This is a genomic window from Chryseobacterium polytrichastri (assembly GCF_900142445.1).
In the GTDB taxonomy this organism is placed as follows: Bacteria; Bacteroidota; Bacteroidia; order Flavobacteriales; family Weeksellaceae; genus Chryseobacterium; species Chryseobacterium polytrichastri.
In genome coordinates this window covers 69,365-95,852 of record NZ_FRAV01000014.1, presented here as the reverse complement: position 1 = coordinate 95,852, position 26,488 = coordinate 69,365, and the positions used below count along the sequence as shown (strand labels likewise).

At 33.1% G+C, this 26,488-nt stretch carries 27 protein-coding genes; 18 read left to right on the top strand and 9 right to left on the bottom strand.

The window, feature by feature from the left end:
- Nucleotides 1-341: 341 nt before the first annotated feature.
- From BUB80_RS10555 to BUB80_RS10510, 9 genes are all read left to right on the top strand, one after another.
- Nucleotides 342-1,262, top strand: a complete 921-nt coding sequence (locus BUB80_RS10555; protein WP_073292892.1) for a helix-turn-helix domain-containing protein — start codon at nt 342-344, stop codon at nt 1,260-1,262.
- 76 nt (nt 1,263-1,338) lie between these two features.
- Nucleotides 1,339-1,920, top strand: a complete 582-nt coding sequence (locus BUB80_RS10550; RefSeq protein WP_073292891.1) for a TetR/AcrR family transcriptional regulator — start codon at nt 1,339-1,341, stop codon at nt 1,918-1,920.
- 50 nt (nt 1,921-1,970) lie between these two features.
- Nucleotides 1,971-2,762 carry an SDR family NAD(P)-dependent oxidoreductase gene (locus BUB80_RS10545; protein ID WP_073292890.1) on the top strand — a complete coding sequence of 264 codons (792 nt, stop codon included), beginning with the start codon at nt 1,971-1,973 and terminating at the stop codon, nt 2,760-2,762.
- A gap of 61 nt (nt 2,763-2,823) precedes the next feature.
- A complete protein-coding gene (locus tag BUB80_RS10540; protein WP_073292889.1) occupies nt 2,824-3,771 on the top strand; it encodes an RDD family protein in 948 nt (315 codons plus the stop codon).
- Between the two features lie 502 nt (nt 3,772-4,273).
- The gene (locus BUB80_RS10530) at nt 4,274-5,017 is read left to right on the top strand and encodes an ATP-grasp domain-containing protein (RefSeq protein ID WP_073292888.1); all 744 of its coding nucleotides are present in this window, start codon (nt 4,274-4,276) and stop codon (nt 5,015-5,017) included.
- Nucleotides 5,018-5,081: 64 nt separating this feature from the next.
- Complete coding sequence (locus BUB80_RS10525; RefSeq protein WP_073292887.1) at nt 5,082-5,678, top strand: hypothetical protein; 597 nt, start codon at nt 5,082-5,084, stop codon at nt 5,676-5,678.
- A gap of 4 nt (nt 5,679-5,682) precedes the next feature.
- The gene (locus BUB80_RS10520) at nt 5,683-5,931 is read left to right on the top strand and encodes a hypothetical protein (protein ID WP_073292886.1); all 249 of its coding nucleotides are present in this window, start codon (nt 5,683-5,685) and stop codon (nt 5,929-5,931) included.
- 37 nt (nt 5,932-5,968) lie between these two features.
- The gene (locus tag BUB80_RS10515; RefSeq protein ID WP_073292885.1) at nt 5,969-6,232 is read left to right on the top strand and encodes a hypothetical protein; all 264 of its coding nucleotides are present in this window, start codon (nt 5,969-5,971) and stop codon (nt 6,230-6,232) included.
- A gap of 108 nt (nt 6,233-6,340) precedes the next feature.
- Nucleotides 6,341-7,153: a DUF6348 family protein gene (locus tag BUB80_RS10510; RefSeq protein WP_073292884.1), complete on the top strand. Its 813-nt coding sequence runs from the start codon at nt 6,341-6,343 to the stop codon at nt 7,151-7,153.
- A 359-nt stretch (nt 7,154-7,512) separates the two neighbouring features.
- Here BUB80_RS10510 and BUB80_RS10505 read toward each other — a convergent pair whose 3' ends face one another.
- From BUB80_RS10505 to BUB80_RS10495, 3 genes are all read right to left on the bottom strand, one after another.
- On the bottom strand, nt 7,513-8,439 hold the full coding sequence (locus tag BUB80_RS10505) for a malate dehydrogenase (RefSeq protein ID WP_073292883.1): 927 nt from the start codon (nt 8,437-8,439) through the stop codon (nt 7,513-7,515).
- Between the two features lie 387 nt (nt 8,440-8,826).
- Nucleotides 8,827-9,378 (bottom strand): biliverdin-producing heme oxygenase, encoded by a 552-nt coding sequence (locus BUB80_RS10500; RefSeq protein ID WP_073292882.1) that lies wholly within the window; start codon nt 9,376-9,378, stop codon nt 8,827-8,829.
- 26 nt (nt 9,379-9,404) lie between these two features.
- Entirely contained in the window at nt 9,405-11,594 is a 2,190-nt protein-coding gene (locus BUB80_RS10495; protein ID WP_073292881.1) for an ATP-binding protein, read from the bottom strand.
- 556 nt (nt 11,595-12,150) lie between these two features.
- On the opposite strand from BUB80_RS10495, the gene BUB80_RS10490 reads away from it, so the two are divergent.
- The 5 genes from BUB80_RS10490 (at nt 12,151) to BUB80_RS10470 (ending at nt 18,550) form a co-directional block, all read left to right on the top strand.
- Nucleotides 12,151-13,263 carry a porin gene (locus BUB80_RS10490; RefSeq protein WP_228433765.1) on the top strand — a complete coding sequence of 371 codons (1,113 nt, stop codon included), beginning with the start codon at nt 12,151-12,153 and terminating at the stop codon, nt 13,261-13,263.
- 22 nt (nt 13,264-13,285) lie between these two features.
- Nucleotides 13,286-14,716, top strand: a complete 1,431-nt coding sequence (locus BUB80_RS10485; protein ID WP_073292879.1) for an anion permease — start codon at nt 13,286-13,288, stop codon at nt 14,714-14,716.
- Between the two features lie 239 nt (nt 14,717-14,955).
- Nucleotides 14,956-15,612 carry a succinate dehydrogenase cytochrome b subunit gene (locus tag BUB80_RS10480; RefSeq protein WP_073292878.1) on the top strand — a complete coding sequence of 219 codons (657 nt, stop codon included), beginning with the start codon at nt 14,956-14,958 and terminating at the stop codon, nt 15,610-15,612.
- Between the two features lie 11 nt (nt 15,613-15,623).
- Nucleotides 15,624-17,540: a fumarate reductase/succinate dehydrogenase flavoprotein subunit gene (locus tag BUB80_RS10475; RefSeq protein ID WP_073292877.1), complete on the top strand. Its 1,917-nt coding sequence runs from the start codon at nt 15,624-15,626 to the stop codon at nt 17,538-17,540.
- A 260-nt stretch (nt 17,541-17,800) separates the two neighbouring features.
- A complete protein-coding gene (locus BUB80_RS10470; protein ID WP_073292876.1) occupies nt 17,801-18,550 on the top strand; it encodes a succinate dehydrogenase/fumarate reductase iron-sulfur subunit in 750 nt (249 codons plus the stop codon).
- Nucleotides 18,551-18,650: 100 nt separating this feature from the next.
- Here the strand turns inward: BUB80_RS10470 and BUB80_RS10465 are convergent, their stop codons facing one another.
- Nucleotides 18,651-19,664 carry a nucleoid-associated protein gene (locus tag BUB80_RS10465; RefSeq protein WP_073292909.1) on the bottom strand — a complete coding sequence of 338 codons (1,014 nt, stop codon included), beginning with the start codon at nt 19,662-19,664 and terminating at the stop codon, nt 18,651-18,653.
- A 370-nt stretch (nt 19,665-20,034) separates the two neighbouring features.
- Between BUB80_RS10465 and BUB80_RS10460 the strand changes: the two genes are divergently transcribed.
- The 4 genes from BUB80_RS10460 to BUB80_RS23625 all read left to right on the top strand — a co-directional run bounded on the left by BUB80_RS10460 (nt 20,035) and on the right by BUB80_RS23625 (nt 21,460).
- A complete protein-coding gene (locus tag BUB80_RS10460) occupies nt 20,035-20,391 on the top strand; it encodes a DUF7674 family protein (RefSeq protein ID WP_073292875.1) in 357 nt (118 codons plus the stop codon).
- 48 nt (nt 20,392-20,439) lie between these two features.
- Nucleotides 20,440-20,571: a hypothetical protein gene (locus BUB80_RS24000; protein WP_262484438.1), complete on the top strand. Its 132-nt coding sequence runs from the start codon at nt 20,440-20,442 to the stop codon at nt 20,569-20,571.
- 48 nt (nt 20,572-20,619) lie between these two features.
- Nucleotides 20,620-21,015: a DUF7674 family protein gene (locus BUB80_RS10455; protein WP_073292874.1), complete on the top strand. Its 396-nt coding sequence runs from the start codon at nt 20,620-20,622 to the stop codon at nt 21,013-21,015.
- A gap of 295 nt (nt 21,016-21,310) precedes the next feature.
- Nucleotides 21,311-21,460 carry a hypothetical protein gene (locus BUB80_RS23625; protein WP_175549598.1) on the top strand — a complete coding sequence of 50 codons (150 nt, stop codon included), beginning with the start codon at nt 21,311-21,313 and terminating at the stop codon, nt 21,458-21,460.
- 197 nt (nt 21,461-21,657) lie between these two features.
- Here BUB80_RS23625 and BUB80_RS10450 read toward each other — a convergent pair whose 3' ends face one another.
- From BUB80_RS10450 to dnaK, 5 genes are all read right to left on the bottom strand, one after another.
- A complete protein-coding gene (locus BUB80_RS10450) occupies nt 21,658-22,176 on the bottom strand; it encodes a thioredoxin family protein (protein WP_073292873.1) in 519 nt (172 codons plus the stop codon).
- 173 nt (nt 22,177-22,349) lie between these two features.
- Entirely contained in the window at nt 22,350-22,637 is a 288-nt protein-coding gene (locus BUB80_RS10445) for a hypothetical protein (RefSeq protein WP_073292872.1), read from the bottom strand.
- A 104-nt stretch (nt 22,638-22,741) separates the two neighbouring features.
- Nucleotides 22,742-23,131, bottom strand: a complete 390-nt coding sequence (locus BUB80_RS10440; protein ID WP_073292871.1) for an AtzH-like domain-containing protein — start codon at nt 23,129-23,131, stop codon at nt 22,742-22,744.
- Between the two features lie 184 nt (nt 23,132-23,315).
- Entirely contained in the window at nt 23,316-24,191 is an 876-nt protein-coding gene (locus BUB80_RS10435) for a helix-turn-helix domain-containing protein (protein ID WP_073292870.1), read from the bottom strand.
- Nucleotides 24,192-24,443: 252 nt separating this feature from the next.
- Entirely contained in the window at nt 24,444-26,339 is a 1,896-nt protein-coding gene (gene dnaK, locus BUB80_RS10430) for a molecular chaperone DnaK (RefSeq protein ID WP_073292869.1), read from the bottom strand.
- Nucleotides 26,340-26,488 lie beyond the last annotated feature (149 nt).

The following is a 26,488-nucleotide window of genomic DNA, read 5'->3' as shown; positions in this document are numbered from 1 at the left end:
TTTACAATTTCATGCGTGTCAGTCTGAGCGGAGCCGAAGACTTTATAAAACAGCAAATATGTTTTACTAAAAAATCATAGAAAACGATTAACTTAGAGCCTGTGATAGATTTTAATAATTTCATGTTTCATTAACAATTTATTATATTCATCCTTGATTTTCAATAGTAAGATTACTTAAGGTTTTTAGAATATTAAGTTTGAGCTTTGCTTTAAGACGGCACGCTTAAGGAAATCTCTAGATTTTTTCTTCATCTCCTTAACAACTAAAATTATCCTTAATGGTTTAAAAAATTTCAAACATCAATTATTAACTAAAATTTAAACAACCACTTAGTCATAATGAAACAGCCCATCAGACTTAAAACCATCAGTGAATTTCATCAGTTTCGCGGACTGCCAAAACCTGAGCATCCGTTGATCAGTGTGATAGATTACAGTACGATTAGTCATGATCCTGATATAAAAGAACTGAGCTGGATTTTAGATTTTTATTCGATTTCCATTAAGAGAACTTCCAATGCGAAAATAAAATACGGTCAGCAAGAATATGATTTTGATGAAGGGGTAATGTTTTTTATGGCTCCGGGACAGGTTTTTGGCGTTACGCTAGATCCGGATACCAGTTTACAAACAAAACATACGGGATGGATTTTACTCATTCATCCCGATTTTTTCTGGAATACTTCTTTAGCCAAAAATATCAAACATTATGAGTATTTTGATTATTCTGTGAAAGAAGCTTTATTTCTCTCCGAAAAGGAAGAAGACGTTGTTAAAAATGTTGTTCAGAATATTCAAAATGAATATCATTCAAATATTGACCAATTCAGCCAAAATATTATTATTTCACAAATTGAAACATTGTTGAATTACGCCGAACGCTTTTATCAAAGGCAATTTATTACAAGAAAAATTTCCAATCATAAAATCCTAGATTCATTAGAAAAGTTATTAAATGATTATTTTAATCATGAAGATCTGATCACAAAAGGTCTTCCTTCTGTACAATTTGTGGCCGATCAATTAAATGTTTCGGCGAGTTATTTAACCGGATTATTGAAGGTCTTAACCGGACAAAGCACTCAGCAGCACATTCATGAAAAACTGATTGAAAAAGCAAAGGAAAAATTATCAACCACTCAATTGTCTGTGAGTGAAATTGCATATGAATTGGGTTTTGAACATCCTCAGTCTTTCAGCAAATTATTTAAAAACAAAACGAAGGTTTCACCGTTGGAGTTTAGACAGTCGTTTAATTAAAATCATATTTTTACGTTAATTTTTAATTCAGCTCATAAATTTTTTCTATTTTTGTATCAATCATTACATAAATAAAATGAGAGGCAGACCCAATATTTATGACAACTCGGAACTTATTCAGAAAGCACAAGAAATTTTCTGGAAAAAAGGCTATACTGCAACTTCTTTAAATGATTTATTAACCATCACCGGAGCAGGAAGTGGTAGTTTTTACAATACATTTAAAGGAGGAAAAAAGCAGATTTTCAAAGAAGCGATGAACCAAAGAAGGCAAGCATTTATAGACTTTAAAAGCGAATTGGAAAAAAGTGAATCCCCAATTCATTTAATTAAAGACTTTTTCAGAAGTATTGCTGAGGAAAATGAAGCATCACATTTAAAGGGCTGTATTATCGCAAACACAGTCGTAGAAATGACCTACGTGGATAAAGATTTGGAACATGAAGCTGTTAACATCTTAAAAGAAGTTGAAGAAATGTATACTGAAGCCATCCGAAAGGCACAGGAAAATGACAGTATGAAAAATAAAACCGATGCATCCATCTTAGGAAAATACCTCATCACATTTTGGTGTGGGCTGAATACCTTAAGACGAATGTATCCCGATAAAACGACTCTGTCTCAACAAATAGAAATACAATTGGCTGTTCTCAGCTAATTTTTTTATTCATTTTTGTATTGATCATTACAAAATAAAATTTACATAATATGAATTTAGAATTAACATCAAAAAAAGCATTCATCAGTGGTTCAACACAAGGAATTGGCTTTGCCATCGCTCAACAATTATTGGTGGAAGGCGCTGAAGTAATCATCAACGGAAGACAAAAACTGAAAACAGAAAAAGCTGTTTTTCAATTACAGCAGCAATTTCCAGATGCTACTATTTCAGGAATTGTAGCTGATTTTTCTAACCACGAAGAAGTTCATCATTTACTTGAACAATTGAATGATATTGATATTCTTATCAACAACATTGGAATTTTTGAACTGAAAGATTTTACAACCATTTCTGATGAAGACTGGTATCATATTTTTGAAATCAATGTTATGAGCTCTGTAAAATTATCCAGACATCTTATGCCAAAAATGTTGGAGAAAAACTGGGGAAGAATCATTTTCATCAGCAGTGAATCCGGCGTAAATATTCCTGGAAATATGATTCATTATGGCATGACAAAAGCTGCAATGATGGCAGTAAGTAATGGACTTTCAAAATTAACAAAAGGAACTGAAGTTACCGTTAATACCATTCTTGGTGGCCCAACGTATTCCGAAGGCGTTGCTGAAACCGTTGATTACTTTGCAAAAATTCAAAATATGAGTGCTGAACAAATGAAAGCTGCCATTATTCAGCAAACCAATCCTGATTCTTTATTACAAAGATTTATCGAGCCTAAAGAAATTGCCAATCTCGCGACCTTTCTTTCCAGTCCGTTATCAATTGCCACCAATGGAGCAAGCCTAAGAGCAGACGGCGGAGTTTTGAAAACAATGTAAGTATTAGTGGAAAGCTTTTATTACATTTGCCTTATTAAAAAGCAAAAACTAGTAATAAACTATGGAACACAATTTATTTATATCCAAATTTTGGGTAAGAATCTGGGCATTTTTAATTGATTCTCTAATTCTTGGAGTCTTCGGATATATATTAGGATTAATTTTCAGCAACTTCTTTATTTCACTCGGAGAAAGTGCAAAACTAATTGGATGGATTATTTCTCTGGCTTATTTTTCAATCTTAAATTCTAATATTCATCAGGGGCAGACTTTTGGAAAGAAATGGATGAACATTCAGGTGGTGGATATCACTGGAAATCCTGTCAGTTTAAAAACCTCTTTTATCAGAGCATTGGTCTATACTACCCCATTTTTTCTGAACGGATTTAAAATTCCGGGGCTCCATACATTTTCTATTGTTACCATCATCCAAGGAGTTATCATATTCACTGGTGGTATCGGAATTATTGTATTTTATATTTTCAATAAAGAAACAAGGCAGTCTCTACATGACATTATTGCAAAAACTTATGTGGTGCAAGAATATAGAAATAATGAATTTTCTTTTATGCCCGCTGTAAAAAAGCTACCCTATTACATTACAGGTGGAATATTTGCAATCGTTATAATGACTTCAATTTATGGCTTAAACAGCAATTCAGAAATCAAAAAATTAGTTCCTGTATACGAAGAAATCTTAGCCCAAGATCACATTTCAAATGCAAGTGTCAGTATGAATTATAGTTCGCTAGGCAATTCGGAAAATAACCGTTTGAGTTATACGGTATTTATTAAAGTAAATAAAAATTTAAAATCTGAAGATAATAACAATAGCCCTGAACTTAAAAAAGCTGTGGGAACATTCATCAACAGCAAAGTTTACGAGACAGATAATGATATTTTAAATGCAGTCGTAAGCTCTGGATTCAATATAGGTATTGCAAGTCAAAATTATTCGTATTCTTTTTCGAGACCGATTCATGAATGGAAAAGAATATATCAACAATAGAATCTAAATAAAACGCATCTTCTCTGATGCGTTTTTGCATTAAAAAAGAAAATAATATCTTAGTAACTATTCACTTATTCACTGAATAGTATACAGTATAAACACATCTTAAAATCACATTCTAGCTAGTTTTTTAATTTTTAAAAATGAGAGTTCTTATATTCATTTCTATTATATCTTATTGCCTTATTCTACTTATGGGAATGATGGTCCCTGTACCATTCATCCTTTGGCTTATTGGTAATATAATCCAATTTGGAAATATAGAGCAGTTATTTGCTATTATTGGAATAATTGGTATTGCTTTGAATTTCATGAGTTGGAAAAAGGATATTCTAAAATCAATCATTAGCTTTATAATGATGATCTTGCCCATTGCAAATCGACTATTACAACTTCCTTTAGAAAATTTTAATTATGGAGGATTTATAATCCCATTTATTATTTTCCTAACTTCATATTCATTACTTATCATATTAAAATTTATAAAATTAAAACCTATATGATTACTAAAGCCTATATTCATGAATATGGTAACAACAAAATAGAAACAGAACATCAAGATGTAAAAGATATTCTGGAATCTAGAGGTATAGAATGTCATTTATTCACAACAAAACGTTTGCATAGAAATCAATTGATTCTTGATAACAACACTTTAGTTGTTGGAGATCATCCAACAATGTTACAGGTCTTCAAAAAACTGGACATCAATTCATTAACACCATCTTATCCCGAAAGTTTAAAGAAATATTTAATGAGAAATATTTGGGAGACTACTGTCCGAAAATTACTGATGGAAAACAATGGAGATTCAATGAATATTTTTGTTAAGCCAAAGTCAAAAGCTAAGCTTTTTACAGGGTTTGTCATTTATTCTACTTATGACTTATTTAAGCTTGAAACATTACCAAAAGATACTATACTATATTGTTCATCTCTGGTTGAATGGGTTTCTGAATTTCGTGTATTTATTAACAAATCTAACATTGTTGGAATCAAAAACTATTCGGGAGATGAAAGTTTAAAGTTAAACATGAATTTTGTTGAAATTGCCATACAGTCTTTTGAAAACTCAGAAGAAAGTACGGATGGATATGGAATCGATTTTGGGATTTTAAAAAATGGAGAAACAAGCCTTGTAGAATGGAATGATGGTTTTGCATTAGGTTCATATGGATTAGACAAGAATATATATACTGATCTCCTTCTATCCCGATGGAAGCAAATTGTAGATAAATTATAATAAATAAAAAACGCATCTCATTGATGCATTTTTGCGTTAAAAAAGAAAATAATATATTAGACCCATGAAATATCTAGAAAAAATTCAAGGATTGCTACCTTTAGGCTATTTATATCTTATCATTCTTGGACTTTTAAAGGAAAGCATTCTTTTTTATCAATTAGGAATTAATATTTTAAAATACTCCTCCATAACAGATATTCTAATCAGTCCTATTGCGGATATGGCCTCAAGCCCAATTCTCATCATTGTTATCATTACTGTTGTTATTTTATTCTTTCTATTTCAAATTATTCTTTTCAAAAACAGTCATAAAAACTGGAGTAAAAAGTTATTAGGAAGCTATAAAATAGATACTGAAACTGATAAACAAGAACTCAAAAAGAAAATGGTTCCTGTGTTTGCTATAATGGTTGCCTTCGAGCTTCTCGCATTGTTTATTGGATTAGGAATAGGTGAAGGCATGAATATTAACAGAAGAATTGATACTCAAAATCTAAAATACAATTATAAAATTGTTTCCAGCTCTTGTGAACCTACAGAAATATACATGATCGACATCAATAGTAGTTATTATTTTTATGTAACCAAAGGAGATAAACATATCAAAATTGCCCCTGTTGGAACAATAAATACGCTGGAAGTCATCAACAAAAAATAAAACCATGAAAGAAACTAAACCAATAACCGAATACACTAACGAAGAACTCATCAGCAACGAAAAGAAAGCAAAGATTTTGACTATTATGCTCATGGTTGCTATTCTTCTTCTATTTTTTTCATCATTTTTCTTAACCATAAAAAAAGGCTTTAGTGCTTTGTCTGTAATTCCCATTGCTTTACTTCCTATTTTGATCATGAATATTAATAACTGGAATAAATTAAAGAAAGAAAAAGCGGATAGGAATTTATGATTCGAAAATAAAAATATCACATTAAAAAATTAAAACCATGAAAAAATTTATCCTGTGCTTATCAGTACTTACCATCATTTCCTGTTCAAATCCTATGAACAGAAAATACAGCGATGCAACAATGGAACAAGACCTAAAAGCCATCGGAAAAGAACAAAAATTAAGTGATGATGAAGCCAAACTAATGGCGGCTTATCTTATTTTAGGAAAAATTCAACACAAACCTTTGGAAGGAAAAACGTATGCTCAAATTTTAGAAGACGCTAAAAAATATAGAGAAGAGCAGAAAGCTAAGAATTAATTTTCTTAAAACATAAAAGAATCAATTCTGGTGAAAAAATAACAAAGTAGAACAGAATTTAACACATATCCTTATAAATTCATATTTTTAAAACCTAAAAAAATAAACATGGGATTCTTTGATCTATTCAAGAAAAAAAAGACAACAGACAATAAATCAGTTCAAAAAAATATTTCAGCGCAAGATAATATTGCTGTTCAAGAAACAAATCCAACTACTGAAAATATTCTAAAAACTCAACAACAAGCACCTGATAATAATATTTTTCTTCTTGAAGTTTTAAAAGATGCTCTTGAAACAAATGGCTACAAAGTAGATAAGCATACACAATACCAAGCTTTAGTAGTAAACTCTGAACTTGAAATTGCAACTGCAATTGTCGAAAATCCCAGCTATCATCCATTATTAATACATTTAATGGTTCTTACCATTCACCCAACTTATTTTCCCGAAGGAATAGAAGAGAATCTTGTAGGAATGGGAAATACGATAGAAGAAAAAGTTCAAGCTGTTCTGCACAATTATCTTACAACGACTTTTGAACCTATCATCGACAGTTTTACAGATTCTCACAATCCTGAGATTGATTTTGAAGTTAACAATACGGTTTGGCATCCAAAATTAGGAAATATGGCATTGCAGGGAGATTGGAATGGGATAACCATTCCTGAAAACGAATTTATATTTAATCTTTTAAAAGATAAAATCACGCAAAAATTGACTAATAACAAACTAAATTGGTTAAAAATTTATATTTCAAAATCTCATGATAGAATTGAAGGAGAATGTTTATTTAATAATGAATATTGGGAGGAAGGATTGCAGATTTTAGTTAATTACATTCAAAGTGTTGAAACAAAAAGTGAATTTATTGGATTAAAACAATTTAGCATGTTTAGAAAATGTGATGCAAGTGAGTAAAAAGAACTTAATTTCACTATAAAAACTTACAGAATCGATTGTTTCTTTTATAATTTATATGTATATCCGTAATTAGCAATATCGCAAATAGTTAATTGATAATCAACAAGTTGAGTTATTTGTTTTTTGAAAATATTACCCTGAAATTGACCGGAAATATCTTCAATTCTATCTAAATGAGTTCATTATACATACTAAATCAAAATATTTTGGTAATAAAACCATCAAAAGCCCTTTAATAACAGTTACTAAAGGAATATGAGCGAAAACGGATATACATAATAATTTATCATTGTAAATAATCTAAAAATAAAAAACCGCATCTCACGATGCGGTTTCAATATATAAAGTCTAATCAATTAAAACTTCAAATCACCATTCACTTCTCTTACTGCATTAGCAGCTTCAGCGAATTTCAATTGCTCTTCAGCAGTTAATGTGATGTTTACGATTTTTTCTACACCGTTTTTCCCTATGATAGCAGGAACCCCTAGGCAGATATCGTTTTGTCCGTATTCACCTTCAAGCATTAATGAACAAGGGATCATTTTCTTTTGGTCACATGCAATTGCCTGAACCATTACAGAAACAGCTGCACCTGGCGCATACCAAGCAGAAGTTCCTAATAATTTAGTAAGCGTTGCACCTCCTACTTTAGTTTCTTCAATTACATATTTTTGTTGCTCTTCGTCAAGGAATTCAGTTACTGGAACACCATTTCTTGTCGCTTTGCTCAATAATGGAAGCATACCAGTATCACTGTGAGCAGCGATTACCATTCCGTTTACGTCAGAAATTGGAGCTTCTAAAGCTTCTGCCAATCTGTACTGGAATCTTGCAGAATCTAAAGCACCACCCATTCCGATGATCTTGTGCTTAGGAAGACCTGAAGTTTTGTGTACCAAATAAGCCATAGTATCCATTGGGTTAGAAACCACAATGATGATTACTTCTGGAGAATGTTTTACCAAGTTAGCAGTAACGTCTTTTACGATTCCTGCGTTGATACCGATCAATTCTTCTCTTGTCATTCCAGGTTTTCTAGGAATCCCTGAAGTAATAACCGCTACATGAGAACCTGCAGTTTTGCTGTAATCTCCTGTTGTTCCGGTAATTTTGGTATCAAATCCGTTTAGAGATGCCGTTTGCATCAAATCCATTGCTTTACCTTCAGCAAATCCTTCTTTAATGTCTACTAAAACTACTTCTGCACAGAAGTCTTTCATTGCGATGTATTCTGCACAACTCGCGCCTACAGCGCCTGCACCTACTACAGTTACTTTCATAATGTATACTTATTTAAATTTATTTGTTGTTTAGTTTCAATTTTTTTGACTCCCAAATTTAACAATTCCTGAAAAATTGAGCAATCTTTCAGGAGTTTATATTGAACTTGGTTAAACTTTTTATTTTAACCACAAATCGAAGATTCGACGGAGTCAAAAGAAGCAAAAGCTATTATTAAACTGTTTCAAGTTTATCCATTCTGAAAATAGAAGTATACAAAAGAATAAAAAATCAAAGATTTTTAGAACTTATGTGTTCTTATCTACCTTTCATGATGAACTTAAATAACTTATGTGTTAATCTTTTGTGACTTTTGTGGTTAAATTTTCATTAGCTTAAACAAGCTTATTATCTACTACGTAAATATTTATATTTTTTGGAAGATCTTAGTTTACGTTCAATAAAAACGTATATAGTTTTTTAGCGCCTGATAACACTTCATTATAGTTGTCTTCAGTAACTTCGGTGTCTAAAACTTCTTTGAAATTCTTCCACATTGGTCCTGTATTCTCCTGATAACATCCGAAGAAATTAAACGTTACGTTATCAAAACCTTCTGTTTTAGAAAGCTGTTTTGCGATCACATTTCCACCCAACGTTGAACCTTCAATCACGTACATTGCTCCTAAAGCCTCATGCTCGTTGCTGAATTCAAGATCATGAGAAGTATTTTGATTATCTAATGACAAGCTTTGAAGATCTTTTTCGATAAGAGGAAGTTTTACTCTTTGATCCAACTGAAGTTTTTCAGAAAATTTATCAGAAAGGCTGGTGAAAATTTTATCTTCAGAATGAAGCAACATCAAATAATTGGTATTGATGATTTTTTTATAATCTTCTAAAGTGAAAGTCTTGTTAAAAATTTTTTCAGAATTAAAAAGTTTCTCAGCAGCATCGTGATATTCTGCTGTATTTTGTTTAAGATATTCAGATACCATAATAAGGTTTTAAAAGTTCCCCAAATTTAAGGTTTTTTGAACGTTAAAATGAAAGAAGTTCCATCTTTATTGCTTTTATAATCCACATTTCCTCCAATTCTATTCATAATTCTATGAACAATGGAAAGCCCTACTCCATTTCCTTTAAATTTTTTGGCATTATCCATCCTGTTGAAAATTTTAAACATTTTATGTTTATCTTCTTCAGGAATTCCGATTCCATTATCCGAAATTCTGTAAATAATAGTTTGTCCGTCCTCAGTTCCTTCAATTTCAACTCTTGGCTGATCTTGTTGAGAAGAATATTTCACCGCATTATTGATGATATTTAAAAACACCTGATGCAGCATTGTTTTATCTGCCAACACCTCAGGACATTCTTTAATAATAATCTCACTTGTTGGGCTGTCAAAAGTAATTTTGGCATTTTCAGAAATTTTATGAATCGTATGTTGGGTTGGTAAACTTTCAAGCTCAATATCACTGTGTTTTGCACGGCTTAATTGCAAAACGTCATGCATCATTTCAGCCATATTGTCGATTTCCTCAACAATGGAAGTCAGTTTATTTCTATTTTTCTCTGTTTTTTCAAAATTAGCAAGAAGCATTTGTGCATTCAGCTTCATCACCGTTAGCGGAGTACCCAAGTCATGAGAAATAGTATAAGAAAAACTGTCTAGTTCTTCATTCACTTTTCTCAGTTGATTATTCAGTTCTTTAATTGCATTGTATTGTTTATGGGAAGTTTCAAGAATTACATCGCGCACAGCCTGCACTGCACTGATATTTCGGGAACTCCATTTTTTTGAATTTCCTTTGATATTTTCTGTAAATATCTCAAAAGAAGTTCTTGGCGATACGATCTGTTTTTGTTCGCCATTTTGAGAGAACATTCCAATTTGCTTTTCCGGATTTCCGGCCCAGTTGATGTGTTCATCAAACTCCTTCCGGAACCAGATGAGCATTTCATTTTTACTTCTTTCGATAAAATAGATGATGATTCCTGCTGCATTTTCATCTAACCCCAATTCATCACCATATTCTTTAAGAAAACTTCGATTTACATATAGACTTTCCTCGGTATTTTTGTGTGCCCACTTCACGATCTTTTCAATTACAGAATGTTCAGGCGTTACGCCATCCATAACAAGATCTTCATCCGAAACAATCACTAAACCATCTGCTTCAGGCAATTCTCTTATTTCTCCTTTATTTTCAACTAAAGAATCAAACAGCGTATTATGTCTTAGAAAATCAGATTTTAGATAAGAAGATTTACCATTTAAACTAATCCTGTATTCCAATTCTCTTTTAGATTTAAATGAAGAATACGCATTAGAAGCTAAGGCCGTGAAAATTCCCGCCTGTACCCTATCTTCAAGATCAATATGTTTAGGTTCTGAATTTTGGCAGGTTACCAACCCCCAAAGCCTATCGTCTATGATTATAGACACACTGAAACTTGAAGCTGCTCCTGAGTTTTTTACATACTGCCCATGAATAGGCGACATACCGCGTGCCCCCGTAAAAGTAAGATCAATATTCTTATATGTTTTACTCAAAATAGGAACCGTCTCAGTATAAACATTACTGAAGATTCTTTTTCTCTTCTTCAGATATAGCTCTTTTGCCTGTCTGGGAATATCAGATTCGGGATAATGAAGTCCCAAATAGCTTTCCATATTTTTGTTGCTTCTTTCTGAAATTACTTTACCGGAACCATCTGCCATAAACTTGTAGACCATCATTCGGTCATAATTCACCACTTTTGAAAGTGTACTCAAAAGCTGATCCCAAATTTCCTGTGCATTGTCTATGATATAAAAATTATCGTACTTGTTGGAAATACGTTTATTTGGATTCTTTAGAACTTCTTCAAATTCTAAAAAAATATGATTTTTACTTTTGAAAACACAGAAGTGATATTCTTTTTCACCAATATAAATTTTATCGAAATACGTTTCGTTTTCTCTTCTGGTAAACTTTCTTAAAGAAGAGTAAATATCTGAATTAATAATGCTTTGAAAACTTTCAGGAAAGTCGGTTATTTTTTTATCAAAAAGAAATTCAACATTCTCAATATTGAAAATGTTGGAAATATTCTGGCTGAAAAAAGTAATGGAATGAGAGTCTACATCAATGCCAATCAGATATCCAAAACTTTGTATATACCCAGGGATATGTATGGGTTCTTCATGACAATCTACAAAATTCATACGATGCTTTAAACTATCAAATATAACGAAATTTTTGCAGCTATATCAGTTTGTGGTATCAAATAATTTAACCGCTTAACCTTCATTAATAAAGAGAATTACTTCTATATCCAAAGTGTGAATTATTATTTAAACCTGTTCTCTTTTTCATGATTACCACAAGGTTTCAGCTATAAGATACGAAAAAAACAGGCAATAATTGTTCTAAATATTGACTACCTGATTATTCACATAAATTTTATATTAATGTTTCTAAAATTTATGTTAATTAAACAAAATTTATTAAATTTATATCACCAAATAAAGAATACTTATAATCAAACAGTTAAATATTTCAAAAAATATTAATACCCATTTTTACTTACACCCAAAAAAATACTATGAAAAACTTCCCTCTCATTTCATTTCCCTCGATAAGCAAAACAGGTTATTAAGATCAAAATGCTTTCCGTTTTTAAGACTTATATGGTCTTAAATAAAAAAATAATTTCACTAATTAAACACAAACCATATGACCTTTTTTCAACCAAAAAAGAGAAATCTATTATTTTGTTTTATGCTATTTTGCTTTTCAGCTCATGCGCAAATACCAGATTCTATACAGACAAAACAAGAGGAAGAGAACGTAAAATATCCTCAACTTCAGATCAAAGGTCTTTTTCAGGCGCGTTATCTTGTCGGGATGAACCAAGATGTAGATGTAAATGGGCTTCATCATGAGGATGGCTCAGGAACCAATAACAATTTCATGGTAAAATACATGAGAATTCAGGTTCGTGCAAAGATCAGTAAACGTACCGAAGTGGTGGCATTGGCCAATTTAGCCGACTTTAAAAATGACCCCAAAAGCAGAGTTCTTGAAAATGCTTATTTGAAATATACTTTTAATCCTAAATTAGCCTTAACAGTAGGACAATTCAGGCCATGGTTTGGGATTGAAGAAACCTATCCTATTGATATTATTAAATCATTGGACTGGTCTAACCAATATACAGAATTCGGGAAGTTAGGCTGGACAAGCTTCCAAATCGGGCTTTCTGCTACAGGACAACTCGAATTAGGTAAAATACCTTTTCAATATGCCATTTCCGTAGTCAATGGAAACGGAAAAAATCAGGTGAATGACAACGACGACGGAAAACAATACTCTACCCGACTAGTCTTTGGATTATTAAAAAAATACAATCTTAATTTGGGCTTAAACGGAGGTATCGGCGAAGTTTTCGGCAAAAAAATATATGCTGTGGGCGTTGATCTAAGTTCATTGGTTAATTTTGATTCAAAATGGAGTTTAGACATGCAATTAGAAGGGAAGCAGGCCACCAATCATCCGCTATACTTTGCGGTTGCCCCGGAGTTAAGACCAACAAATCCTGACGAATATTTAATTCGTGGAGCCTATTTTCTTCCTAATTTAAGGTATGAAGTAAACCATAAAAATTTAAGCGCTTTCGAACTATCTTGTCGATACGAATACATTGACACCAACTTCAGATTAAATTCAAATCCGAGACAGACGATCACTCCAATGGTTGGGTTAGAATTCCTGAAAAATTACGGTGCCAGAATTCAGCTTGGCGTACAGTTCGACCGCTACAAACATCAGATAGCTAATACCAACCAATACAATAATAATTTATTCATTGTTCAGGTACAAAGTAGATTTTAATTCATTAACACATATAACGATTATGAAAGAAATTAATATCAGGAATATAGCGATAACCTTTGCTGTTGCGCTCATTATATGGTTTATTCCCGCTCCGGAAGGTGTTACAGAAAATGCGTGGCATTTATTTGCCATATTTGCAGCTACTATTTTAGGGATTATCCTTAAAGCTGCGCCAATGGGAACCATGTGTATGATGGCCATTGGGTTCACGGCTCTTACCGAGGTAGTGGCTCCGGGAGATGCAGGAAAATCAATTACCAAAGCACTTTCAGGATTTGGTGATAAAGTGATCTGGCTGATCGGGATTTCATTCTTCATTGCCAGAGGTTTTATTAAAACAGGCTTAGGAAACAGAATTGCCTTTCTATTTATCCGAATTTTCGGTAAAAGTTCTTTAGGGCTGGCTTACGGATTAGGATTGGCAGACGTTTGTCTGGCTCCCGCTATTCCGAGTAACACGGCAAGAGGTGGCGGAATTATTTATCCCATTATGAAATCTATGGCGATAAGTTTCGACTCAGTTCCTGAAAAACCAGAAACGCATAGAAAGCTCGGTTCGTTTTTAACGCTAAACAGTTATTATATGAACCTAATCGCTTCTTCCATGTTCTTAACAGGAACGGCAAGTAACCCGATGTGTCAGAAATTCGCTGCCAATTTAGGAATTAATATTACTTGGATGTCTTGGGCTGCCGCAGGTTTTTTACCCGGATTAGTTGCCTTTTTTGTCGTGCCTTTGGTATTGTATAAACTGTATCCACCTGAATTGAAAAAAACAGGCGATGCGCCAAAAATGGCTGCTCAAAAATTAAAAGAAATGGGCCCTATTTCCAGAAATGAATGGTTGATGTTATTGGCATTTTTCATTTTATTAACGCTTTGGATCTTTGGTGGAGCATTATCAATTGACGCTACAACCACTGCCTTTATTGGATTAACCATCTTATTATTAACATCCGTATTAACCTGGGAAGATGTAAAAGCCGAAAAAGGAGCTTGGGACACCATTGTCTGGTTTGCTGTTTTGGTGATGATGGCCAGTTCTCTTAATGAACTCGGATTTATTGGCTGGTTCAGTGATTTAATTAAAGCTAAAATCGGCGGATTAAGTTGGTATGTTGCCTTTCCGGTGATCATTGTTGTCTACTTCTTCAGTCATTATATTTTTGCGAGTGCAACAGCCCACGTAGCAGCGATGTACGCCGCATTATTAGGAGTTGGAGTTGCTGTAGGAATTCCTCCGATGTTATTGGCCATGATGCTAGGTTTCTTAGGATCTATTTATGGAGTATTAACGCATTATGGTCATGGTCCGGCTCCCGTTTTCTTTGGAAGTGGATATGTTGAATTGAAAGCCTGGTGGCTTCGTGGATTAGAAATCGGAATTGTATTGCTTATCATCTACATGGTCGTTGGAGGTCTTTGGATGAAAGTTCTAGGATATTATTAAAACTTGTTTACTTTAATAGTTGGTAATCGCAAAGGCGCAATGTATATCATAAACATTGTTTTAAGACGCAAGGATTTTATCTGCGATAAAATTTTAACCGTCTATTTTTGGTTTATTGCTAAAAATCTTTGATTTTCTTGCGCCTTAAAAGCAGAAATCAAACTGATAAAACTTTGCGCCTTTGCATTTTCCAACAAAAATAACTTCTCATTTTTTTTAAAAAGTTTAAATAAAAAAATATGCTGTCTACCTTATCAAGAAAAATGCTGATGTGCCTTACAGGATTATTCCTGAGCTTCTTTCTGTTGATTCACTTCTTGGGAAATCTTCAGCTGTTTTTACCGCAGGAGCAAGCCCATCTTCAGTTTAATGCTTATTCGCATTTTCTGTCAGGAAACATTGTCATCAAAATAGTTTCTTATGTGTTGTATGCAAGTATCATCCTTCACGCCATTGATGGACTGATTATTACCTTAAAAAACAAAAAATCAGGCGGAAGCTATCAATCCGATAAAAGAGGAAGAGCCAGCAAATGGGCTTCCCGAAATATGGGAATTCTGGGAACATTATTATTAATTTTCCTTGTGATTCATTTTCAGAATTTTTGGTATATCTACAAATTCGGAAATCCCCCTTTGGATGAAAATGGAAATAAAGATCTTTACATTCTTGTGGTAACTGTTTTTAAAGAATGGTGGTATGTCATCATTTATGTTTTATCAATGGTTGCGCTATGCTATCACCTCATCCATGGGATTTACAGCGCCGTAAGAACATTAGGGTTGTTTCATCCGAAGTTTGTAAAATGGTTCAAAACCATTGGAATTGCTTATTCAATCATCATCAGTGTTGGATTTGCTTTAATGCCAATTTATGTATTCTTCACTGCCAATTAAATTGAGAAACTATGATTTTAGATTCAAAAATACCGGAAGGCCCTTTAGAACAAAAATGGGACAACTATAAAAAGAAAGCCAAGCTTGTGAATCCTGCCAACCGTAAAAAATTAGATGTTATTGTTGTGGGAACCGGATTAGCAGGAAGTTCTCTCGCTGCCTCTTTGGGTGAAATGGGCTACAATGTGAAAGCATTTTGTTTTCAGGACAGTCCAAGGAGAGCGCATTCCGTAGCTGCCCAAGGGGGTGTAAATGCTGCCAAAAATTATAAAAATGATGGCGATAGCGTCTACAGAATGTTCGTTGATACCTTAAAGGGAGGCGACTTCAGAGCGCGTGAAGCCAATGTCTACAGAATGGCAGAATGCTCGTTGAATCTCATCGACCAAGCCGTTGCACAAGGCGTTCCGTTTGGAAGAGAATATGGTGGTTATTTGAACAACCGTTCTTTCGGTGGTGTTCAGGTAAGCAGAACTTTTTATGCAAGAGGACAAACCGGACAGCAATTGTTATTGGGATCTTATCAAGCTTTGATGCGACAGGTTGGAAAAGGCAGCGTTCAGTTATTTTCAAGACACGAAATGTTGGATTTGGTGATGATTGACGGAAAAGCCAGAGGAATTATCGTTAGAAATCTAGATACAGGAGAGATTGAAAGACACGCCGCTCACGCAGTTGTTTTGGCAACGGGAGGTTATGGTAAAATCTATTATTTATCAACGTTGGCGATGGGCTGCAATGGTTCTGCGATTTGGAGAGCTCATAAAAAAGGAGCGTTGATGGCGTCCCCAAGCTGGATTCAGGTACACCCTACTTCCCTGCCACAGTCTGGAGATTATCAGTCGAAACTAACGTTGATGTCAGAATCTTTACGAAATGACGGCAGAATTTGGGTTCCTCTAAAAGAAAATGAGACCAGAAAACCCAACGATATTCCCGAAAACGAAAGAGATTATTATTTGGAAAGAAGATATCCGGCTTTTGGAAATCTAGCGCCAAGAGATATTTCTTCAAGAGCAGCAAAAGAAAGAATTGATGCAGGCTTTGGAATCGGACCTTTGAAAAACGCAGTCTATCTTGATTTTTCTAAAGCAATTAACGAGCAGGGAAAAGAGAAAATTCAGGAGAAATATGGCAATCTATTCGATATGTATCTTAAAATCACAGGTTACAATGCTTACGAAGAACCAATGATGATCTCTCCTTCTGCCCACTTTTCGATGGGTGGACTTTGGGTTGATTATGAATTAATGACCACCATTCCCGGACTATTTGCATTGGGTGAAGCTAATTTTGCCGATCATGGAGCCAATCGATTGGGAGCGAATTCATTGCTTCAAGCTTCTGTAGATGGTTATTTTATTGCTCCTTACACGATTGCTAATTATTTATCAAATGAAATTCACACCGGAAAAATATCAACAGAAAATCCTGAGTTTGAGAAAGCCGAAAATGAGGTTAAAAATCAGATTCAAGATTTCATTGCGATAAAAGGAACAAAAACCGTTGACCATTTTCATAAAACATTAGGAAAACTCCTTTATGATTATTGTGGTTTAGCCCGAAATGAAGAAGGGTTGAAATATGCCATCGAAGAAATCAGAAAACTGAAACAGGAATTTTATAAAAACGTGAAAGTTTCCGGACAAGGTGACACGATGAATAGCGAACTGGAAAAAGCAGGTCGTGTAGCTGATTATTTTGAAATTGGCGAACTGATGTGTTACGATGCTCTAACCCGAAACGAATCTTGTGGCGCCCATTTCCGCGAAGAATACCAAACTCCGGATGGAGAGGCGTTAAGGAATGACTCAGAATTTCAATTCATCTCAGCGTGGGCTTGGAAAGGCGAAAATAACGAACCCGAATTGATTAAAGAACCTTTGATATTCGAAGAAATACAGCCAACTGTAAGAAGTTATAAATAAAATTCATCTCGTTTAACCACAAATCGAAGATTCGACGGAGTCAAAAGACACAAAAGATTTTATTACGTCTGATATTTTAAGTTTAATGTAAAACTTAAAAAAAGAGCACATTAGTTTTCTGAAAATCTCTGATTTTCTCCTTATGTGATCTTACTATTTTCAAAATAGTTAGCTTAAAAAAACTAAAGTGTTCAAAGTATTTAAGTAAAAAACTTTTGTGCCTTTTGTGGTTGAAAAATTATTAATTAAAAACAGAAATTATGGATTTACACCTTAAAATATGGAGACAGAAAGATAATCAGAGTGAAGGAAAACTTGTGAATTATGATTTAACCGCATTAAATCCTCACATGTCTTTCCTTGAAATGTTGGATACCTTAAATGAGAAACTAATTGTTCAAGGTGATGAACCTGTAGAATTTGATCATGATTGCCGCGAAGGAATATGTGGACAATGTGGAATGATGATCAATGGACTCGCTCACGGACCGTTAAAAAATACAACGACCTGCCAGCTTCACCTGCGCTCTTTTAAAGATGGGGAAACTGTTTTGATCGAACCTTTCCGAGCAGATGCATTTCCCATAAAAAAGGATTTAAAAGTAGACCGTTCTGCATTTGACAGAATTATTTCTTCCGGTGGTTTTGTTTCCATTAATACCGGCCAGGCTCCCGATGCAACGGCCATTCCGATCACTCATCAAATTGCGGAAGAAACCTTTGATTCTGCTGCATGTATTGGTTGTGGAGCTTGTGTAGCCACCTGTAAAAACGCAAGTGCTGCCCTATTTACATCTGCAAAAATTACGCATATGGCATTGCTTCCCCAAGGAAAAGAAGAAAGAAGCAACCGTGTCTTACATATGGTAAAACAAATGGATGCTGAACATTTCGGTCATTGCTCCAACACAGAAGCCTGTGAAGTAGAATGTCCACAAGGAATTTCTGTATTGAATATTGCCAGAATGAATTATGAATACAGCAGAGCGCTGTTTTTCAGGAAGAAATAATTGGGATAATTTGATTTTCAAACATCATTTTATCAAACCTTATAGGTTTTAGAAACCTATAAGGTTTAGTGGCAGTTCATTTTAATTCTATATCGTTTTTTTAAACTTCTTTATCGAAATACAGCATATAATACTTCCCTTTTTCATCTTCTCCTGTTGCCAATTTTTGACGGTCACCATGAATGTAGATGTGGAAGTTTTTATCTAATTTAATAATGCTCTTGAAATGTCTTTGTGTCTTCTTAACAGCCGCTTCACTGATTGGGAATTCTTCCGCAATATTGATTTGCATATCCTGTTCGTAATCTGTTTTAAAATTATTAAAACTTTCAATTACATGCTCATCACCTAAAACTTCAGCTGCAAATTCGTCTAATTTAAATTCTTCTTTTTCTTTGAAAAAATTAATTGATTTATTTAAGAAATCTGCCTGATCTGCTTTAGAAACCTCAAACTCTTGAGGTAATTGTTTCACGATAAAATCTTTATATACCATCAGCGCTTCCTGCGTGTGGAAATATTCATCATCACGTTGTTTCACTTTCAAGAAATCCTCGAACCAGTAATACATGTCACCATTCTTGTTGTTATCAACTACAGAAAGTACATATCCGGTTTCTTTATGATTATTGTAAATCAACGCCGCTTTATCAATTTTTGACAAACCAATTCCTAAGTCTTTTTCAATTTCAAAACTATCGCCTTGAGGAGCTATTTTTAAGAATGGTTCTCTTTTTTCTGTTTTAAAGATCCCGATCTTATCTACTTTTTCATCACCTTCTCTATCATCTTCAAAATAGACGATAAATAGTTCACCACCCATAACTCTTGGGTTTTCGGCAGCTTCAAAAAGGTGTTTCGCAATATTTTCAGCTTCCCAAAGAAACTTCGCTTTATCATCAAAAATTTCAGATACAGAACTGAACACAGGATTATTTACCAAATAGGTATCACTGTAAAAATTGAACGTTTCCTCAGACTTGAAAGAACCTAAAAAATAATCTTCAAGCGATTCTGCCATTCCTTCTTCTAACTGCAATTCTTCCTGAGACAGTGTTAAAGACTCTCCATTGATTTTATTTCCTACTCTGTGTACTACGATTTTTGAAAACATCTTTTGATTTTTATGGATTGCAAAGATATTAATAAAATCAAACAATGCCCAGCATTTCATTCTGATAAAAACCTTATCGTTTTGGGAGGCTTTTTATTGCTTGAAATTTCACTAAAATAAATCAAAATATTGATTCCCAATTAATTAAATAAATACAACAATCAAAGGAATACAATTGGTATCTATCTTTTCAAAACATATAAAATGGACTTAAAGACATTAAACAGGTTAGATACACTAAGAAGATTAAAAAGCAAAGGGCCAAAAACTCCAAAATGGTTAAAGCCATATCATCTTATATTAATCGCTTTTTTGGTCGTCTTTATTTCCGGTGCTTTCATTAAACTTTTAGAACAAAATCATTATTAAAATGAATTATTTACAAGCTGCTCAGGAAATTACAGATGTAGTTCCCGATATCCAAAATGAATTGCAAAAGAATACAACGCAAAATTCTTACAGTGTTATTCAGACTTTCACAGATCGTATTAAAAACATGATCCGCCAAAACGACAGGAACCTTTTATTTAAGAGCTTACAAAAGATGGATGAGATCTATAAAAACGGTGATACAAAGCTAAGAAATGCTGTAGAAAGTACTTTTATTTATTCTCTGGACAATTTTACCACATTTTGCAATGAAGAATACAGAAAGGCCATATTTACCCATATTTCTCTGGACTTGCAGAAAATTTATTCAAAACAAATTTATAAACATGGAATGTAAAATTTTCATTACATATTTTACCCATTTTATTACAAAAAAGTTAAAGTTATGAAGACAAAAATCAGAAAAGAATCCGACTGGAAACAATGGGAAAAGTCCAATTCTAGGCACAATATGGAAATATTGGCAACTCATATTGCTATCATAATAGGTGTATTTGTTTTTGCTGCCTTCTTATAAGTTTGGTACGGTTTTCGCGGCAATAGAAGTATTCGAAAAATATTAATTATGATGAATGCGCAAATGCAAACTATTAATCAAAAAATGGCTGTAGAGTATTTAAAATTTTTCTATCCAACAATCAGAAACGAGATTACTCAATTATCAAAACAAAATAATTTCGCAGGCGTTATGCAGGCGACTATCAACTACCTTAAAGACCTTTTATTAGATTCTAAGATTAACATCATTGGACACCACATTAAATTGATGGAATTCATTTACAAGAAAGGGAATTCTTATGTAAAAGACATGATTGAAAATCTTTTTATAAGATCTTTTGAAAGCTTTAAAAAGCACACCAAAATCCAATATTGGAATGATCTTTACAATTATATGCCTGTAAAATTTCAGGAAATATATGTAGAACAACAAAGGAAAGACGAAATATTCTTTGGTAAATAAAAATTAGATTAAGCTCCCTGAACGTTTTGTTTGGGGAGTTTTTTTTTGCTGTAAAAAACAAAAAAATTGAACAGGAAATTCTTATATTTGTTTATAAATATTATTGAATAATGAATATATCTGCTGAAAAAAATGAGATTATCAAGTGGATTAATTCTTTGGAAAACCCTGATATTATTGCCGAAATTAATACTATTCGCCTTAGAAAATCTTTTGATTTTTAAAAAGAATGGCAAAGACGAATTTCAGGTGATGAATTAAAAAAAAGAACCAAAGAATATATTAAATCTCTGCCTTGGAAGAAATAGAAATACAATATTTACCCGAGGTAGAAGAATATTTCGGATATATAGAAAGTGCTTTTAAATATATCGACAATATCACAGATTTTATTGAAAGAGCATTGATAGTTTTCCTGCCAAAAATATACCTTCAAATCTCATAGAGCTAGGGTCAAAGTATATTTTCTATAAAGCTAACCAAAATACAACTTGGTATATATTTTTTGAAAGGTCTCAAAACCGCTATCTTATAACTTTTATCACCAATAATTATTCTGAAATCATTCAGTTTTTATAAAAAATGCCTCTAAAAAGGATCTAACTTCTTTGAGGCATTTTAATTTATGTGGAGCTTTTTTTATTATTGCGCTTTTTTCACAAAAACACTTTCTATAGTTTTAAGCTCTTCTTTATTTAATTTGGAAGATTTTTCAAGCTTAGCTAAAAAAGTATTAACTTCTTCAGGTGTTGCCGGTGAACCTAAATTATCTCCTTTTTCATCAAAAGAATCTGCCAATATCTGCCCTTTCTTATCTAATACCAGCCAAAAAGGAAGTCCTGCATTTTGCCCTTTATATTTATTCATTATTTCCTGTCCGCCAGGATTTTCAAGACTTTTCTTTTCGCCTCTTTCCTGCACATCAAGATAAGCGGTTACAAAATTTTTCTCAAATAAAGGTTTTGTTTCAGGAAGGTTCATATTTTTCTCCATCATCTTGCACCATTTACACCACGAGGCATGAAAAATTAAAAGAACATTTTTGTCTTTAGCCTTAGCCTCTTTCAATGCTTTGTTGAGTACAACATCTGCTTTTTCCTGTGCAAAACTTAATTGAAATAACAATAACCCAACAATTAAAATTATTTTATTACCCTTCATGTGAACTTTATTTTTTTGATTAAAACTATACGAATGTAGCTATTTTTCCTTTAATTCTGAATACAAAAATTCCTAAAATACATTTAATTCCAGCTCTCCTCTTAAGCAAAAAATAATCTCCATTTTACTATAATCAATTTTTGAAAATATATCTTTCATTTAATTTTTCAGCGTTATTTTATCCTATAAATATTGTAATTATTCTCTTCAATTTCTAGAATATATTTCTGCTGATGATTCAAAGAATCGGCTATTATCAATTCCGAAATATTTTTAGTTCCGGTTTTGTAATTGGTCTGTAAAGTAATTTTTTCTGGCATATAGCCTTTTTTATAACTAAAAGCTACTGGAAAATTATCTTTCCACATCATATCCCCTTTTATATTTTTAATAGAAATAATTTTACCACTTTTACCTATATTTTCAAGAAAAAATTGCAGCGAAATGATATTTCGCTGCAATTTTTATTATTAGATACAAATAAAATTTTATTAATCATTTATTCAATTAGTCTAAATAGTAATCTGCTCTTGTAAAGAAATACTTTTGTCAATAGCTAAAAGCTTCATTTTACGGGTATCTGAAATAGTTTAGAAATAACTTTCCATTCTCCGTTCACTTTAATCAATGAATGATAATCAACACCATTTTTATCCGCTGCATTTCTTTCATATTCTATCCTGGCCAAAGCGATGTCCTCAGTTTTATGCAATATGTCAATATGTGCTGTAATATGAGGTGCTGCTCCGTACTTTGTCACAGAATTATATAGATTGATAATACTACCTTCAATGAGATGCTCTTCCCAATATCCATACATTACTGCCTCTCCATGAAAGGTTTTTTGTAATTGTTCTACATTTCCTTCTTTTAAACTTTTTACATAATTTTCAAGCACTGATAGTATATCTGTGTAACTCTGAACACCATTACTATTTTTTTCTGATAATGCCATATTTCTATTTTTTTTAGATTAGTAATTAAATACAAAAATACAGGGAATGAATATCTTCCAGTTTTCTATAGCGTTCAGTTAATTTTTCTATTTAGTCCTTTTTATAATAGCTACACTATTTGGTTGGTATTTTTGATAAACAGTAATTGGCTTATTTATTAGGTATTATAAAAACTTGTAAGCCTTATTTGGCTCGATAAAAATTAGGTGTGTTACCATGATATTCTTTGAATATTCTTGAAAAATGCGAAACATTTTCAAAACCTAGCGAGAAACATATTTCAGATATTGGTAATTGAGTTGTTTCCAGTATTTCTTTGGCTTTTTCCAGACGTTTCTTTCGTATCCAGGTAGCCGGAGGCATATTGTAAATATTTTGAAAGTCCCTTTTAAAGCTAGACAGACTTCTCCCTGATATATAAGCAAAATCTGTAAGTGTAATAGGTGAGAAGAAATTCTGTTCCATCACATCCTGAATTTCTGTCTTTACAGGTTCACGAAGCTGTGTCAACTCCTGGAACAGACTTTGATTCCCTATGCCCAAATGATATAACATCTCTTTCAGTTTCAACCGAAGCTGTCCCGAATACATTTCGGGTTTATCATTAAAATAAGGGTCAATAGATTCTGTAAATATAATGAGACATTCAGTCATTGAGTGTACTCCATTCCCAATTTCTCCATTTGTTTCCTTTGGGATTATCTTTTCTGTAGTAGTTAAAAATGATTTTATTAAATCATCTTTTAAGACAATGAGTAGTTCATGATAAATATTCTTATTATTAGAATTCCCTTTTTTTTCGTATTCATATACTCTTGCTTTCTTCAATAATGTTAGTTGATTTTTAGCAACGGTATAAGTCTGCTTCCCAAATGTCAGAGATGCACTTCCTTCCAATACTAGAAGTAATACTGACTCCTCCAGATACAGCATACCCTTCTCTTCTGTATTTTGGATACATTTTTCTATTACTGAATATCCGTCAAGTACTAGGCTATTTCTTTTTGTAGATTCGCTATCAGTCAATTGAAGGGGAAACTTAATTATTTTCTGCGTCATCAGGAAGCTTTTTAATTTTCTTAATTAGGATATTGAAATATCACTGTTGTATAATTTTTTTTAGAAATAGAAAGTCCATCTTCATAGATTTCGTAATTCAAAAATTTCTGATCGACCAATACAAATTTAGAATATTATTCATATATCTGAGAATGTTTAACTTTTCATATGTGAATATCTATAAAATAAAACTGCCGTAAAACAATATTTACGGCAGTGATATATCTAATGTAAGTATTACTTACAACTTATTTATTTTACTTCTTCGAAGTCTGCATCCTGTACATCTTCAGCACCTGCATTAGCATTACCTCCAGGGTTTTGAGCTCCTGCTCCGTCTGCCTGTTGTCCTGCTGCATACATTTCTTCTGAAGCTGCCATCCAAGCTGCATCTAAAACTTCAGTTTTAGCTTTTACTTCGTCTCCATTTTTAGCTTCGAAAGCTGTTTTCAATTCTGCATGAGCAGTTTCGATTGCCGCTTTTTTATCAGCTGATAATTTATCTCCGAATTCTTTCAATTGCTTTTCAGTTTGGAAGATCAATCCGTCAGCTTTGTTGAAAATTTCAACCTCTTCTTTTCTCTTTGCATCAGATGCAGAGTTTTCCTGAGCTTCTTTTTTCATTCTTTCAATCTCTTCTTCAGAAAGACCTGAAGATGCTTGAATCTTAATAGACTGCTCTTTACCAGTTCCTTTATCTTTAGCAGAAACGCTAAGGATACCATTTGCATCAATATCGAAAGTTACTTCAATTTGAGGCACTCCTCTTTGTGCTGGTGGAATGTCAGTAAGATCAAATCTACCAATCTCTTTATTATCGTTGAACATTGGTCTTTCACCTTGTCCTACTCTGATGCTTACAGCCGGCTGGTTGTCAGAAGCTGTAGAGAATGTCTCAGATTTTTTAGTTGGGATTGTAGTATTCGCTTCAATTAATTTAGTAAATACAGAACCCATTGTTTCAATACCTAAAGAAAGTGGAGTAACGTCAAGAAGTAATACATCTGTTACATCTCCTGTAAGAACTCCTCCTTGGATTGCAGCACCAATTGCTACTACCTCGTCAGGATTAACACCTTTAGATGGTTTTTTACCGAAGAATTTTTCAACTTCCTCTTGGATAATAGGGATTCTTGTAGAACCACCTACTAAGATTACCTCGTCAATATCAGAGATAGAAAGTCCTGCATCAGAAAGCGCTTTTTTACAAGGCTCCATAGATCTTCTTACTAAATCTGCAGCTAACTGCTCGAATTTAGCTTTCGTTAAAGTCTTCACTAAGTGTTTAGGACCTGTAGCTGTAGCTGTAATATATGGTAAGTTGATTTCAGTTTGTGGAGAAGAAGATAATTCAATCTTAGCTTTTTCAGCAGCTTCTTTCAATCTTTGTAATGCAATTGCATCAGATTTTAATTCAACTCCTTCTTCAGCCTTGAACTCATCAGCCATCCAGTTGATAATTACATCATCAAAGTCATCACCTCCTAAGTGTGTATCACCATTTGTAGACAATACTTCGAAAACTCCGTCTCCTAAATCTAGGATAGAAACGTCGAAAGTACCACCTCCAAGGTCATAAACAGCAATCTTCTGATCTTTGTGAGCCTTATCCATACCGTAAGCTAAAGCAGCAGCTGTAGGCTCGTTGATAATTCTTTCTACTGTAAGACCAGCGATTTCTCCTGCTTCTTTAGTAGCTTGTCTTTGTGCATCATTGAAGTAAGCCGGAACAGTAATTACCGCTCTTGTTACTTCTTGTCCAAGATAATCTTCAGCAGTTTTCTTCATTTTCTGAAGCGTCATTGCAGAAATTTCTTGTGGAGTATATTCTCTATCGTCAATTTTAACTTTTACAGTGTCATTCGGACCTTTTACAACATCGTAAGGTACTCTTGAAATTTCACTTGCATCATCTTTAAAATGAGTTCCAATAAATCTTTTGATAGAATATACTGTCTTTTTTGGATTCGTTACCGCCTGTCTTTTTGCAGGGTCTCCTACTTTTCTTTCACCATCTTCTGTAAACGCTACGATAGATGGGGTTGTTCTTTTTCCTTCAGCATTAGGGATTACAACAGCATCTTTACCTTCCATTACCGCAACACAAGAGTTGGTTGTTCCTAAGTCAATTCCAATTATTTTACTCATAATATTTATATTTTTTCTAATTTTTAAATTATTGATTACACTCTCTATTTCTCAATATCTATACCATATATATTTTTATGACAAATTGACACACTAAAAGACAAAACCCCGATATAATCGAGGTTTCAAAAATAAATAGGTGGAAATAT

Coding starts and splice junctions, on each gene's coding strand:
- dnaK (WP_073292869.1), bottom strand. CDS start 26,339: ATGAGTAAAATAATTGGAATTGACTTAGGAACAACCAACTCTTGTGTT.
- BUB80_RS10550 (WP_073292891.1), top strand. CDS start 1,339: ATGAGAGGCAGACCCAATATTTATGACAACTCGGAACTTATTCAGAAA.
- BUB80_RS10520 (WP_073292886.1), top strand. CDS start 5,683: ATGAAAGAAACTAAACCAATAACCGAATACACTAACGAAGAACTCATC.
- BUB80_RS10485 (WP_073292879.1), top strand. CDS start 13,286: ATGAAAGAAATTAATATCAGGAATATAGCGATAACCTTTGCTGTTGCG.
- BUB80_RS10515 (WP_073292885.1), top strand. CDS start 5,969: ATGAAAAAATTTATCCTGTGCTTATCAGTACTTACCATCATTTCCTGT.
- BUB80_RS10470 (WP_073292876.1), top strand. CDS start 17,801: ATGGATTTACACCTTAAAATATGGAGACAGAAAGATAATCAGAGTGAA.
- BUB80_RS10490 (WP_228433765.1), top strand. CDS start 12,151: ATGCTATTTTGCTTTTCAGCTCATGCGCAAATACCAGATTCTATACAG.
- BUB80_RS10500 (WP_073292882.1), bottom strand. CDS start 9,378: ATGGTATCTGAATATCTTAAACAAAATACAGCAGAATATCACGATGCT.
- BUB80_RS10555 (WP_073292892.1), top strand. CDS start 342: ATGAAACAGCCCATCAGACTTAAAACCATCAGTGAATTTCATCAGTTT.
- BUB80_RS10465 (WP_073292909.1), bottom strand. CDS start 19,664: ATGTTTTCAAAAATCGTAGTACACAGAGTAGGAAATAAAATCAATGGA.
- BUB80_RS10440 (WP_073292871.1), bottom strand. CDS start 23,131: ATGGCATTATCAGAAAAAAATAGTAATGGTGTTCAGAGTTACACAGAT.
- BUB80_RS10455 (WP_073292874.1), top strand. CDS start 20,620: ATGATGAATGCGCAAATGCAAACTATTAATCAAAAAATGGCTGTAGAG.
- BUB80_RS10480 (WP_073292878.1), top strand. CDS start 14,956: ATGCTGTCTACCTTATCAAGAAAAATGCTGATGTGCCTTACAGGATTA.
- BUB80_RS10495 (WP_073292881.1), bottom strand. CDS start 11,594: ATGAATTTTGTAGATTGTCATGAAGAACCCATACATATCCCTGGGTAT.
- BUB80_RS10525 (WP_073292887.1), top strand. CDS start 5,082: ATGAAATATCTAGAAAAAATTCAAGGATTGCTACCTTTAGGCTATTTA.
- BUB80_RS10435 (WP_073292870.1), bottom strand. CDS start 24,191: ATGACGCAGAAAATAATTAAGTTTCCCCTTCAATTGACTGATAGCGAA.
- BUB80_RS10460 (WP_073292875.1), top strand. CDS start 20,035: ATGAATTATTTACAAGCTGCTCAGGAAATTACAGATGTAGTTCCCGAT.
- BUB80_RS10505 (WP_073292883.1), bottom strand. CDS start 8,439: ATGAAAGTAACTGTAGTAGGTGCAGGCGCTGTAGGCGCGAGTTGTGCA.
- BUB80_RS10475 (WP_073292877.1), top strand. CDS start 15,624: ATGATTTTAGATTCAAAAATACCGGAAGGCCCTTTAGAACAAAAATGG.
- BUB80_RS10540 (WP_073292889.1), top strand. CDS start 2,824: ATGGAACACAATTTATTTATATCCAAATTTTGGGTAAGAATCTGGGCA.
- BUB80_RS10530 (WP_073292888.1), top strand. CDS start 4,274: ATGATTACTAAAGCCTATATTCATGAATATGGTAACAACAAAATAGAA.
- BUB80_RS10450 (WP_073292873.1), bottom strand. CDS start 22,176: ATGAAGGGTAATAAAATAATTTTAATTGTTGGGTTATTGTTATTTCAA.
- BUB80_RS10510 (WP_073292884.1), top strand. CDS start 6,341: ATGGGATTCTTTGATCTATTCAAGAAAAAAAAGACAACAGACAATAAA.
- BUB80_RS10545 (WP_073292890.1), top strand. CDS start 1,971: ATGAATTTAGAATTAACATCAAAAAAAGCATTCATCAGTGGTTCAACA.
- BUB80_RS24000 (WP_262484438.1), top strand. CDS start 20,440: ATGAAGACAAAAATCAGAAAAGAATCCGACTGGAAACAATGGGAAAAG.